General features: G+C 59.8%; 10 protein-coding genes. 4 read left to right on the forward strand and 6 right to left on the reverse strand.

Annotated features, from left to right (window positions below):
• Nucleotides 1-232 precede the first annotated feature (232 nt).
• Nucleotides 233-1591, forward strand: a complete 1359-nt coding sequence (locus ACOYXG_RS20580; protein WP_027612529.1) for an OprD family porin — start codon at nt 233-235, stop codon at nt 1589-1591.
• Between the two features lie 244 nt (nt 1592-1835).
• On the opposite strand, the gene ACOYXG_RS20585 is transcribed toward ACOYXG_RS20580, so the two are convergent.
• Complete coding sequence (locus tag ACOYXG_RS20585; RefSeq protein ID WP_027612528.1) at nt 1836-2678, reverse strand: mechanosensitive ion channel family protein; 843 nt, start codon at nt 2676-2678, stop codon at nt 1836-1838.
• A 184-nt stretch (nt 2679-2862) separates the two neighbouring features.
• A complete protein-coding gene (locus tag ACOYXG_RS20590) occupies nt 2863-3348 on the reverse strand; it encodes a YajQ family cyclic di-GMP-binding protein (RefSeq protein WP_003227548.1) in 486 nt (161 codons plus the stop codon).
• Between the two features lie 140 nt (nt 3349-3488).
• Here ACOYXG_RS20590 and ACOYXG_RS20595 point away from each other — a divergent pair, with 140 nt between their 5' ends.
• Genes ACOYXG_RS20595 through ACOYXG_RS20605 form a run of 3 tightly spaced genes read left to right on the forward strand, consistent with a single transcriptional unit; the run spans nt 3489 to nt 7076 of the window.
• A complete protein-coding gene (locus ACOYXG_RS20595) occupies nt 3489-4406 on the forward strand; it encodes a putative 2-dehydropantoate 2-reductase (protein ID WP_285373539.1) in 918 nt (305 codons plus the stop codon).
• Between the two features lie 45 nt (nt 4407-4451).
• Nucleotides 4452-6488 (forward strand): sensor histidine kinase, encoded by a 2037-nt coding sequence (locus ACOYXG_RS20600; RefSeq protein WP_460353683.1) that lies wholly within the window; start codon nt 4452-4454, stop codon nt 6486-6488.
• 3 nt (nt 6489-6491) lie between these two features.
• Entirely contained in the window at nt 6492-7076 is a 585-nt protein-coding gene (locus ACOYXG_RS20605) for a cob(I)yrinic acid a,c-diamide adenosyltransferase (protein ID WP_027612526.1), read from the forward strand.
• A 123-nt stretch (nt 7077-7199) separates the two neighbouring features.
• On the opposite strand, the gene ACOYXG_RS20610 is transcribed toward ACOYXG_RS20605, so the two are convergent.
• From ACOYXG_RS20610 to secA, 4 genes are all read right to left on the reverse strand, one after another.
• A complete protein-coding gene (locus ACOYXG_RS20610; protein ID WP_460353687.1) occupies nt 7200-8144 on the reverse strand; it encodes a Nudix family hydrolase in 945 nt (314 codons plus the stop codon).
• Entirely contained in the window at nt 8141-8773 is a 633-nt protein-coding gene (locus ACOYXG_RS20615) for a glutathione S-transferase family protein (RefSeq protein ID WP_460353690.1), read from the reverse strand. The genes ACOYXG_RS20610 and ACOYXG_RS20615 overlap by 4 nt, the downstream gene beginning before the upstream one ends.
• Nucleotides 8774-8968: 195 nt before the next feature.
• Nucleotides 8969-10186, reverse strand: a complete 1218-nt coding sequence (gene argJ, locus ACOYXG_RS20620) for a bifunctional glutamate N-acetyltransferase/amino-acid acetyltransferase ArgJ (RefSeq protein WP_097085964.1) — start codon at nt 10184-10186, stop codon at nt 8969-8971.
• A 122-nt stretch (nt 10187-10308) separates the two neighbouring features.
• A complete protein-coding gene (gene secA / locus ACOYXG_RS20625; RefSeq protein ID WP_027612522.1) occupies nt 10309-13044 on the reverse strand; it encodes a preprotein translocase subunit SecA in 2736 nt (911 codons plus the stop codon).
• Nucleotides 13045-13139: the final 95 nt, after the last annotated feature.

The following is a 13139-nucleotide window of genomic DNA, read 5'->3' on the forward strand; positions in this document are numbered from 1 at the left end:
TAGAAAAACAGCGAGAAAGTTGTCGATCCGATTGCATCGGTACTGTGAATTTGCGACATCTACAAAGCCATCTGCGACAGCGTCGTAAAGAAGGTGAAAGGTTGGATTAGCAAGTATCGCCAACATTGTCGGCGTGATATAAGTTTGCGCCGACACAAAAAGAAAGAGCCGCCCAGATAATAAAACAGGTGGGACGGCAGTACTCTTCTAAAAACCAAAGGAGCAAATCACGATGCGCGTGATGAAGTGGAGCATGATCGCCCTGGCTGTTGCAGCAGGCACCTCGCAGTTCGCAATGGCATCTTCGCAGGATGACGCCAAAGGGTTCCTGGAAGACCAGAGTCTGAAACTGAAGACTCGTATGGAATACATGAACCGCGATTACAAAAATGGTGCCGGTAACGTTGCAAAGAAAGACGGCACCCCGGGTTTTGAAAGCGGCTATCGCCAGGACACCGGTGTCAGCCAACTGCTGACCTACGAATCGGGCTTCACTCAAGGCACCGTAGGTTTCGGTCTCGACGCCATGGCCATGGGTTCGGTCAAGCTGGACGGTGGCTCGGGTCGTCGTGGTAACGGCCTGTTCGCGATTGATAGCGACGGCAACGAAGAGAAATCCCAAGGCAAGATCGGCGGCGCTGTCAAATTCCGCGTTTCCGACACTGTGCTGAAATACGGTCAGCAATTCGTTGCCAGCCCGGTCTTCGCCACTGACGACAGCCGTCTGTTGCCAGAAGTGGCTACCGGTACCTTGATCACTTCCAAAGAGATCAAAGGCCTGGAACTGAGCGCAGGTCGCTTCACCGCCCTGAGCAAGCAAACCGGCATGGGCCGCGACAGCATCGGCGGTCTGCCTGATGAGAACGGCAACGGTGGCAAGGGCCTGACCAGCATCAACATCTTCGGCGCCAGCTATGCTTTCACCGACAACTTCACCGGTGCATTTGCCGCTTCGGATGCCGACCAGTACTTCAAGAAGCAATACATCAATCTGAACTACACCCTGCCTATCGCCGAAGACCAGTCGCTGAACTTCGACTTCAACGGTTATAAAACCGAAGGCGAGAAGCGTGGCAACCTGGTCAGCGCCATTGGCGACGAAACCCCTGACAACGACACCCGTGGCGTAGACAACAAACTGTGGTCCCTGGCAGCAGCCTACAGCCTCGGCGCGCACAAGTTCACCATCGCTCACCAGCGCTCCAGCGGCGACAATGCCTACTACTATGGCGTTGACGGCAACAGCACCATCTTCGTTGCCAACTCCATTCAGATCTCCGACTTCGTGGGCCGTGAAGAACGCTCCTGGCAAGCTCGTTACGACCTGAACATGAAGACTTATGGCGTTCCTGGCCTGAGCTTCATGACCCGCTACGTGAAGGGTGACAACATCAAGACCAACGGTCTGGGTGAAGGTAAAGAAAACGAGTGGAACGCCGAGTCCAAGTACGTGATCCAGGAAGGTCCAGCCAAGGATCTGTCGTTCCGTCTGCGTTACGCCATGTACCGTTCGAACGGCGCGTACAGCGGCTACGCGTCTGACAACAACGACACCCGTCTGATCGTCGAGTACCCACTGAACATCCTCTAATCGGGATATGCAGCTGACGTACTGTAGAGCTTTGCTCTAACAAGAACCGCTCACCTGACTCAGGTGAGCGGTTTTTTTATGAATCAAGTTTGCCCTGCCTTCCTGTTTCTGACCGTACAAACAATAGTAGCTAGCTACTTATTAGCCAACGAACATCTAGATCAGACATAAAAAACCCAAGAGTGCGGACAGCTCTTGGGTTAGTCCACTCATTAACTGACCGCAAGGCCAAGTATCAGTGGTATTACTGAACAGCCGATTCCTGAACTACTCGAATAACCCGCTGTGGAAACGGAATATCAATACCGGCAGTTTTCAAACGGTCACGGGACTGTTCGTTAAACATGAACATCACGTCCCAATAGTCTGCAGTTTTAACCCACACACGCAGGGAAACAGTGATCGAACTGTCACCCAACGTCGAAATGACCGCTTGTGGCGCAGGGTCCTGCAATACGCGCTCATCCTTGGCCAGATCCAGCAGCACCTGACGGGCCTTTTGCAGATCAGCTTCGTAATCCACACCCACGTCAAACACCACTTTGCGGGTTGGTTGACGGTTGGTGTTGGTGATGATGCCGTTCGACAGATTGCCGTTCGGGACGATGATGGTCTTGTTGTCACCGGTACGCAGCACGGTGTGGAAAATCTGGATGCTGTCGACCGTACCCGCCACACCTTGCGCTTCGATCCAGTCACCGATACGGAACGGACGGAACAGCAGAATCAACACGCCGCCGGCGAAATTCGCCAGGCTGCCCTGCAACGCCAGACCGATGGCCAGGCCGGCAGCACCGATCGCGGCCACGAACGAGGTGGTTTCCACGCCGATCATCGAGGCCACACTTACGATCAGCAGCACCTTGAGGATGATATTCGCCAGGCTGCTGATGAAGCCTTGCAGCGCCAGGTCGGCATTGCGCAGGGCCAGCAGACCGCCGAGTTTTTGCGTGACCTTGTTGATCAGCCACCAGCCAATGGCCAGGGTAATCACCGCCAGCAGCACGCGGCTGCCGTATTCCATGATCATCGGAATCCACGCCTGGGACGCCTTGACCAGGTTGTCTACCTCAGCATTCAAATCCATCTTCCATCTCCTGATTTCCGGCCATTCGGCACGCGAAAGATAAGCGGCAGAAACCCGCCGGGGTGCACATAAATCAAATGTGGGAGCGAGCCTGCTCGCGAAGGCGGTGTGTCATTCAGCCAGGAGGTTGACTGACACGCCGCCTTCGCGAGCAGGCTCGCTCCCACAAATCTTCTGACCGGACTTAGTCGCGGAAGTTGTTGAACTGCAGTGGCATGCCGAATTCCTTGGCGCGCAGAGCCGCGATGGCTTCCTGCAGGTCATCGCGCTTCTTGCCGGTCACCCGCACCTGCTCGCCCTGAATGGCGGCCTGCACCTTGAGCTTGGCGTCCTTGATGTGAGCGACGATTTTCTTCGCCAGCTCCTTGTCGATGCCTTCTTTGAGAATGGCGTCCTGCTTCATCAGCTTGCCCGAGGCGTAAGCATCTTTGACTTCAAGGCACTGCACATCAATCTTGCGCTTGGTCAGAGCCAGCTTGAGGATCTCGATCATCGCTTCCAGCTGGAACCCGGCTTCAGCGGTCAGGTTGACGGTCAGGTCCTTTTCCTTGAACTCGAAGCTGCCTTTGCCTTTCAGGTCATAGCGACGATCAAGTTCCTTCACGGCGTTCTCGACCGCGTTGGTCAGCTCGTGTTTGTCCAGTTCGGATACCACGTCGAACGACGGCATGTAATCTCTCCAATAAAAAGGCGCGCTCGATAAGGAGGGAGCGCGCTTGGCTTGCGGTTAAAATCCGGCTCATTATAACGGGTCTTTTCCCACCGATACGGCGAGCCTTGCATGCCAGTACCTTACCGAGTGAAAAACTGATGTCCACCCCTTGGCACGTTCTTGGCGCCGGCAGCCTCGGCACCCTGTGGGCCACGCGTCTGGCGCGGGCCGGTCTGCCGGTGCGGCTGATCGTGCGGGATGCCGAGCGCTTGCGCAGCTATCAGGCGGCCGGTGGTCTGACGCTGGTCGAACACGGCGCAGCCACGACCTATGCCGTCCCTGCGCAAACGGCGGACGACCCGGAGCCGATCCGCCGCCTGCTGGTCGCCTGCAAAGCCTATGACGCCGAAAACGCCGTCGCCCGCCTCGCCCCGCGCCTGAGCGCAGATGCCGAGCTGATCCTGCTGCAGAACGGTCTCGGCAGTCAGGACGCGGTCGCAGCGGTGGTTCCGCAGGCACGCTGCATCAGCGCCTCCAGCACCGAAGGCGCGTTCCGCGACGGCGACTGGCGCGTGGTGTTTGCCGGCCACGGTTTCACCTGGTTAGGCGATGCCGGCCATCCGGTGGCGCCGATCTGGCTGGACGATCTTGAGGCGGCGAAAATCCCCCATGAATGGAGCACCGACATCCTCACCCGGTTGTGGCGCAAGCTGGCACTCAATTGCGCGATCAATCCGCTGACCGTGCTCCACGATTGCCGTAACGGCGGGCTGGAACAGCATCAATGCGAAGTCGCCACGTTGTGCAGCGAATTGGCCGAGTTGCTGGAGCGTTGCGGTCAACCGGCAGCCGCGGTCAATCTGCAACAGGAAGTCGAACGGGTGATTCACGCCACGGCGGCCAATTACTCGTCGATGTATCAGGACGTGGCCAACCGCCGCCGCACCGAAATCAGCTATCTGCTGGGCCACGCCTGCAAAGTCGCCAGCCGTCATCAACTGAACCTGCCGCACCTCACTCAGTTGCAGCAACGTCTGGTCGGCCATCTGCGCAGCCTTGGATTGCCCAGCGACTGAGCAGCGGCTACGCTGGCCACTTGTTCCTTTGCTGCGATAAACCTGATGCCATTGCGCCAGCGCCTTGAAAACCTGCCGGTCGGCCAGAAACTGCTGGCCGCCCTGCTGGTGTTGTTGACCACCGTCCTGCTGGTCGCCAACCTGACCTTTATCAGCGCCGCCTATTACATCTCCCAGGAAAGCATGGCGCCGCAAGCTTTGCAGACCATCGGCCGACTGATCTCCAACCCTAGTCTGGTCGCACAAGCCCTCGAGTCGCCCCAGAGCGCCGAACGCCTGCTCAAGGAACTCGACAGCTATTCGCCACTGCGCGCCGCCGCGTTGTATGACGGCAAGGGTGACCGCATCGCCCAGGTGCAGCGTGGCGACAAGCTCAATCTGCCGGAACGCTATCGACACGTCGAAGCCTGGCAGCTCACCGAGTTTCGCAGCAATCAGTTGATCACCCTGCCCCGCCCCGGCACCGCGCCCGGGCACTTGCTGCTGGTCGCCAGCAGTGAACTGCCGATGGCGTTCTACACCGGCACCCTGACTGCCAGTCTCGGCATCCTGATTTTCAGTGTGCTGCTGTGGCTGGTGATTGCGCGGCAGATCAAACGCCTGATCACCCGCCCGATCCATGAGCTGGAAGAACTGTCGCGTCAGGTCACTCGCGAAGAGAACTATGCCCTGCGCGCCTCACGCGGCAACCACGATGAAATCGGCAGCCTCGCCGAGGCGTTCAACACCATGCTCTCGCGCATCGAAGCCCGCGAACAGCAGCTCAAACGGGCCCGCGATGACTCGCAGGCCGCCTACGATCAGGCCCAGGGCCTGGCCGAAGAAACCCGCCACACCAACCGAAAACTGGAGCTGGAAGTCCAGGTTCGGAGCAAGATCGAGAAGAAGCTCACCGGCTTCCAGAACTACCTCAACAGCATCATCGACTCCATGCCCTCGGCGCTGATCGCTCTCGACGAACAGCTCTACGTGACCCAGTGGAACCAGGAGGCCAGCGCCCTCTCCGGCACGCGCCTGGATGAAGCGCTGAACCAGCCGATCTTCCTCGCCTTCGAACCGCTCAAGCCGTTTCTGCCGCAACTCAAGCAGACCGTGGAAGAACACACCGTGGCGAAGATCGAGCGGGTGACCTGGTTCAAGGACGACGAGCCCAAGCACTACGCCCTGACCTTCTACCCACTGATGGGCGGTGCCGGGCGCGGTGTGGTGATCCGTATCGACGACATCACCCAGCGCCTGTCGCTGGAAGAAATGATGGTGCAGTCGGAAAAAATGCTTTCGGTCGGTGGTCTCGCCGCCGGCATGGCCCATGAGATCAACAACCCGCTGGGCGCGATCCTGCACAACGTGCAGAACATTCGCCGGCGGCTGTCGGTGGATCTGCCGAAGAACCTCGAAACCGCCGAACAGCTCGGCATCGAACTGGACACGGTCAACCGTTACCTGCAAAGCCGCGAAGTACCGAAATTGCTCGACGGCATCCAGCAGGCCGGCGCCCGCGCGGCAAAAATCGTCACGCACATGCTCAGTTTCAGCCGGCGCAGCACCCGGCAAATGGCCCCGTGCGATCTGCCCGCGCTGATCGATCAGGCTGTAGAAATTGCTGGCAACGACTTCGATCTGGCGATCGGTTTCGACTTCAAGGGCCAGGCAATCATCCGCCAGTTCGACCCGGCGCTCGGCCCGGTTCCGGGCACCGCCAACGAACTGGAACAAGTGCTGCTCAACCTGCTGAAAAACGCCGCGCAAGCCATTCACCAGCGCGAAGACGACAGCGAGCCGGGGCGGATCATTTTGCGCACCAAACTGAACCCGCCATGGGCCGAGATCCAGGTCGAGGACAACGGCATCGGCATGAGCGAGAACGTGCGCAAACGCACCTTCGAGCCGTTCTTCACCACCAAGGAAATCGGCCAGGGCACAGGGCTGGGGCTGTCGGTGTCGTACTTCATCATCACCAACAACCACAAAGGGCAGATGGAAGTGCAATCGGCGCCGGGCCAGGGCACCTGCTTCACCCTGCGCCTGCCACTGACCCAACCGTCGGCCATCGCCGCCGAAACCAATCAACTACCGAGGTAACCCATGGGCTTTCGCTTGTCGAAGATCTACACCCGCACCGGCGACACCGGCGAAACCGGCCTGGGCGATGGCCGCCGCGTCCCCAAGGATCACCCGCGGATCGAAGCGATTGGCGAAGTCGACACGCTGAACAGTCAGGTCGGTGTGCTGCTGGCCGGGTTGATCGCCGAGCGCGAGGCGTTCCCGGGATTGAATGAACTGATCGACGTGCTCGCCCCCTGTCAGCATCGGTTGTTTGACCTCGGCGGAGAGCTGGCGATGCCGGAATATCAGGCGCTGAACACGGCAGAAATCGAGCGCCTGGAAGCGGCGATTGATGTATGGAACGAGGAATTGGGGCCGCTGGAGAATTTCATTCTGCCGGGTGGTTCGATGCTGATTGCCCAGGCTCACGTTTGCCGCAGTCTGGCGCGCAGTGCCGAGCGCCGTTGTCAGCACTTGAACGCGATCGAGCCGTTGGCCGGGGTTGGTTTGGCGTATATCAATCGGCTGTCGGATCTGTTGTTCGTGGCCGCAAGGTTGATTGCGCGGCGGCAGGGGATTGCGGAGATCTTGTGGCAACCGGCGGCGAAACCTTCAGATATCTAGCGCCTGTAAGGACGCCTTCGCGAGCAAGCCCGCTCCCACAGTTGATTGCATTCATCCAGTTGGAATGCAGTCAAATGTGGGAGCGGGCTTGCTCGCGAAGAGGCCATCAGCCTCACAACATAATCAAGCTTCTGGCCAGAACGCGCGAATCCCCGCCACACCCTGCGCGCCAACACCCCAGGCCCTCTCACGTTCCGCCGGGCCAACCCCACCCAACAGAAACACCGGTTTGCTGAAGCCCTCGATCAACGTCGAAGCCTGCTCCCAGCCCAACGGCTGCGCATCCGGATGGGTCAAGGTTGGTTGAACCGGCGACAGGGTGACGAAATCCACGCCCATCTGCTCGGCCAGTGCCAGTTCTTCAGCGTTGTGGCACGAAGCCGCCAACCAGCGCTCAGGCGGTAACGGCCGCCCTGCTTCGGCGTATTTGCGCAGTTGTGCGGCGGTGATGTGCCAACCGGCCGACGGGAAATCGCCGAGCCATTCGAACGGCCCCTTGATCATCAACTGCGCCTTGCCGGCACACAGACCGGCTGCATCCACCGCCAGATCGCGGTATTTGGGGTCATAGCCGTTCGGCGCGCGCAACTGGATCAGTTTGATCCCGCCGGCAATCGCCTTCTGAATGCCGCGCAGCAAGGCCGGGGCCTCCAGATCTTCCGGCGTGATCAGGTATTCGCCGGGCAGGCGCGCCGCGGCCACGATCGGCTGATTGGCCGCCGGGAACTCGTAGTTCAGCAGATCCTTGGCGGTCACCCAGGCCAGTGGCTGACCTTCGGCACCGTGCGGCTCACCGCTGAAGCTCGACACTTCCCAGACATCCAGCAGTACCTGCTTGTCCGGGTAATCGTGGCGCACCTTGATCAGTGGACGAGCGGCGCCAGCGACAATACCCAGCTCTTCCTGCAGCTCGCGCGCCAGTGCGCTTTCGACCGATTCGTCAGCCTCGACCTTGCCGCCGGGAAATTCCCACAAGCCGCCCTGATGCTGGGTATCGGCACGACGGGCGATGAGGATTTTGCCGCTGTCGTCACGAATGACGGCAGCCGCGACATGTACGCGTTTCACGGATTCAACTCCTCCAGTCCAGCCTTTTGCCACGCCTTGAAGGCGGGCCATTGGTAGACGGTTTCAACATAGGCTTCATCAACCGTCGGCAACTGCACATGGTAAGTCCGCAGGCGCACGGCAATCGGGGCGAAGAACGCGTCAGCCAGGCTCACCCGGCCAAACAGATACGGCCCAGGCTCCGTGGCGGCAGCACGGCATTCAGCCCACAGCGCGAGCATGCGTTCGATATCGACCCTCACCTCTGGCGGCACCGGGTTGAGCGGTGCGTCGTGGCTCAAGTTGAACGGCATGTGATTGCGCATGGCGAAAAAGCCACTGTGCATCTGCGCGCAGGCGGATCGCGCCTGGGCACGGGCAAACAGGTCGGTTGGCCAGAGCTGTTCGGACGGGAACTGCTCGGCCAGGTATTCGGCGATCGCCAGAGAGTCGGCGATGGTGCCGCGAGAAGTTTGCAGCAGCGGCACCTTGGCGGTCGGCGAATGCTTGAGCAGCTTCTCGCGGGTGTCGGGCTTGCCGAGTTTGATCAGTTCTTCGCTGTAGGGAGCGCCGGTCAGCTCCAGCGCCAGGGCAGCGCGCAGGGACCAGGAGGAAAGCAGTTTGTCGCCGATGATCAGGTGCAGGGACATGGTGTGGCGCCTTTTCGTCAGTGGAAAGCTTCAAGACTTAGAGTGACTGGGCCCGCGAAGAGGCCGGCACATTTAACATTGATGTTGCCTGACACAACGCCATCGCGAGCAGGCTCGCTCCCACATTGGATCGTGTTGTCACAAATCCCCCTGTGGGAGCGAGCCTGCTCGCGAAAGAAGCGACCCGGCCTTGGATCAGGTGCGGTACTCGGCGTTGATCTTCACGTATTCATGCGACAGATCGGTGGTCCAGATGGTTTCGCTGCAATCACCGCGACCCAGTTCGATACGGATGGTGATCTCTTCCTGCTGCATCACCGCCGAACCCTGCGCCTCAGTGTAGGTCGCTGCGCGTGCGCCACGGCTGGCGATGCACACGTCGCCGAGGAACACGTCGATCTTGCTCACATCCAGATCCGGCACGCCGGCACGGCCGACAGCGGCCAGAATACGGCCCCAGTTCGGGTCGGAGGCGAACAGCGCGGTCTTGATCAGCGGCGAGTGGGCCACGGTGTAACCGACGTCGAGGCATTCCTGATGATTGCCGCCGCCGTTGACTTCAACGGTGACGAACTTGGTCGCGCCTTCGCCGTCACGCACGATGGCCTGGGCCACGTCCATGCACACTTCGAACACAGCCTGTTTCAGCTTGTTGAACAGCTCGCCTTCGGCGCGAGTGATTTCCGGCAGTGCAGCCTTGCCGGTGGCAATCAGCATGCAGCAGTCGTTGGTCGAAGTGTCGCCGTCGATGGTGATGCGGTTGAACGACTTGTTCGCACCGTCGAGCATCAGGTTGTGCAGTACGTCGCGGGAAACTTTGGCATCGGTGGCGATGTAGCCGAGCATGGTCGCCATGTTCGGGCGAATCATGCCTGCACCTTTGCTGATGCCGGTGACGGTAATGGTCACGCCATCATGCTCGAACTGGCGGCTGGCACCCTTGGGCAGGGTGTCGGTGGTCATGATGCCAGTGGCGGCAGCTTCCCAGTTGTTTTCCGACAGATCATCCAGCGCCGCTTGCAGTGCGCCTTCGATTTTCTCGACCGGCAGCGGCTCACCGATCACGCCGGTGGAGTACGGCAGGATCTGGCTGGCATCGACACCGGTCAGCTCGGCCAGTTTGGCGGTGGTGCGCTCGGCAGCCGCCAGACCCGGCTCACCGGTACCGGCGTTGGCGTTGCCGGTGTTGGTCAGCAGATAACGCACGTCGTTGTGCACGCGTTTTTTCGCCAGGATCACCGGCGCGGCGCAAAAGGCGTTCAACGTGAACACACCGGCCACGGTCGAACCTTCGGCGCAGCGCATCACTACCACATCCTTGCGCCCAGGGCGCTTGATGCCGGCCGAGGCAATACCGAGTTCAAAACCGGCAACCGGGTGCAACGTTGGCAAAGGACCAAGACCAACAGCCATGAATGCGCTCCTTACTCAATGATGTCAGCACCGCTCACAGGAATGGCGGTGGTGTAAATGGCAAAACGCCGCGACGGCAGGAGCCGGTCGCGGCGCGGGTATTTCAGCGATTGAAACGGGGGTTACTGGATCTGCCCGTGGCAATGCTTGAATTTCTTGCCCGAACCGCAGTAGCACAGTTCGTTGCGACCCAGCTTCTGCTCGTTGCGCACCGGCGCGGTGGCGAGGGCGACATCGACCTCTTCACCCAATACTTCCGGCTGCTCCAGACCAGGGGCCTCGGCGTGTTCGAACTGCATGCGCGCGGCCAGTGCTTCGGCTTCCTCACGCAGGCGTTGCTCTTCGGCTTCCGGATCTTCGCGGCGCACCTGAACGTGCGACAGCACACGGATCGAGTCGCGCTTGATCGAATCCAGCAGCTCGGAGAACAGCGTGAACGACTCGCGCTTGTATTCCTGCTTCGGGTTCTTCTGAGCGTAGCCACGCAGGTGGATGCCGTGACGCAGGTGATCCATGGTCGACAGGTGGTCTTTCCACAGGTCGTCCAGCACGCGCAGAACGATTTGTTTCTCGAACGAGCGCAGTGCTTCCGCACCGGCCTGATCTTCTTTCTCGTTGTACGCCGCCATCAGCTCGACCATCAGCTTCTCGCGCAGGGTCTCTTCGTACAGGTGATCGTCTTCGTCGAGCCATTGCTGGATCGGCAGTTTCACCCCGAAGTCGCTGGCAATCGACGCTTCCAGACCGGCCACGTCCCACTGCTCTGGCAGCGATTGCGGTGGAATGTGCGCGCTGACGGTGGCGTTGAGCACGTCCTGACGGAAATCGGCGATGGTTTCACCGATGTTGTCGGCGGCCAGCAACGTGTTACGCATGTGATAGATCACTTTACGCTGTTCGTTGTTGACGTCGTCGAACTCGAGCAGTTGTTTACGGATGTCGAAGTTGCGACCTTCCACCTTGCGCTGCGCCTTCTCGATCGCGTTGGTCACCATGCGGTGCTCGATCGCTTCGCCCGGCTGCATGCCCAGGGCTTTCATGAAGTTCTTCACCCGGTCAGAGGCGAAGATGCGCATCAGGCTGTCTTCCAGCGACAGGTAGAAGCGGCTGGAACCGGCATCACCCTGACGCCCGGCACGGCCACGCAACTGGTTGTCGATACGACGGGATTCGTGACGCTCGGAGGCGATCACCTGCAGACCGCCGGACTCCAGCACCTGCTGGTGACGCTTCTGCCAGTCGGCCTTGATCTGGGCGATCTGCTCGGGGCTCGGGTTTTCCAGCGCCGCGACTTCCACTTCCCAGTTACCGCCCAGCAGGATGTCGGTACCACGACCGGCCATGTTGGTGGCGATGGTCAGGGCGCCAGGACGACCGGCTTGCGCGATGATCTCGGCTTCTTTTTCGTGGAACTTGGCGTTCAGCACCTTGTGTTCGATGCCTTCCTTGTTGAGCAGGTTGGACACATGCTCGGAAGTTTCGATGGTCGCGGTGCCCACCAGGATCGGACGGCCCTGGGCCATGCCTTCCTTGATGTCATTGATGATCGCCGCGTATTTCTCTTCGGCGGTCAGGAACACCAGGTCGTTGAAATCTTTACGCGCCAACGGCTTGTTCGGCGGAATCACCATGACCTGCAAGCCATAGATCTGGTGGAATTCGAACGCTTCGGTGTCGGCGGTACCGGTCATGCCGGACAGCTTGGTGTACAGACGGAAGTAGTTCTGGAACGTGGTCGAAGCCAGGGTCTGGCTCTCGGCCTGAATGTTCAGACCTTCCTTGGCTTCGATGGCCTGGTGCAGGCCTTCGGACAGACGACGACCCGGCATGGTACGACCGGTGTGTTCGTCGACCAGTACGACCTGACCGTCCTGCACGATGTATTCGACGTTGCGGTGGAACAGCTTGTGCGCACGCAGACCCGAGTAGACGTGGGTCAGCAGGCCCAGGTTATGCGCCGAGTAAAGGCTCTCGCCTTCGGCCAGCAAGCCGACGCCGGTGAGCATTTCTTCGATGTACTGGTGACCGGCTTCGTTGAGTTCGACCTGACGGGTCTTCTCGTCGATGGTGTAGTGACCGGCCTTGGTGACCTGGCCTTCGACTTCTTCGACGTGCAGTTCCAGCTGCGGGATCAGCTTGTTGATCTCCATGTACAGCTTGGAACTGTCCTCGGCCTGACCGGAAATGATCAGCGGGGTACGGGCTTCGTCGATGAGGATGGAGTCGACTTCGTCGATCACGGCAAAATTGAGTTCGCGCTGGAATTTCTCTTCCATGCTGAACGCCATGTTGTCGCGCAGGTAGTCGAACCCGAATTCGTTGTTGGTACCGTAGGTGATGTCGGCAGCGTAGGCGGCGCGCTTCTCTTCCGGCGGCTGGAACGGCGTCACGACGCCGACGGTCAGGCCGAGGAATTCATACAGCGGGCGCATCCAGTTGGCGTCACGGCGGGCCAGGTAGTCGTTCACGGTTACAACGTGCACGCCCTTGCCGGACAGCGCGTTGAGGTAAACGCCCAGGGTCGCTACGAGGGTTTTACCCTCACCGGTACGCATTTCGGCAATCATGCCTTCATGCAGGGTCATGCCGCCGATCAACTGGACGTCGAAGTGGCGCATGCCCATGACGCGCTTGCCGGCTTCACGGGCGACCGCGAAGGCTTCAGGCAACAGCTTGTCGAGGGATTCCCCTTTGGCGATACGGGCCTTGAACTCATTGGTCTTGGCGCGCAATTGATCGTCCGAAAGGGCCACCATTTGCTCTTCGAAGGCATTGACGAGCTGCACCGTCTTGAGCATGCGTTTGACTTCACGCTCGTTCTTGCTTCCAAAAAGTTTCTTTAACAAAGGCGCAAACATATCGGCAGGATCTTCCACACTAAAGGGATGGAGGGCGGCCCCGTGAGTCGCCCGTGCAGCCCTCATGGCCGCATGCGAACGAGCATTCTACCCGG

The sequence above is a fragment of the Pseudomonas sp. G3-39 genome (assembly GCF_054790485.1).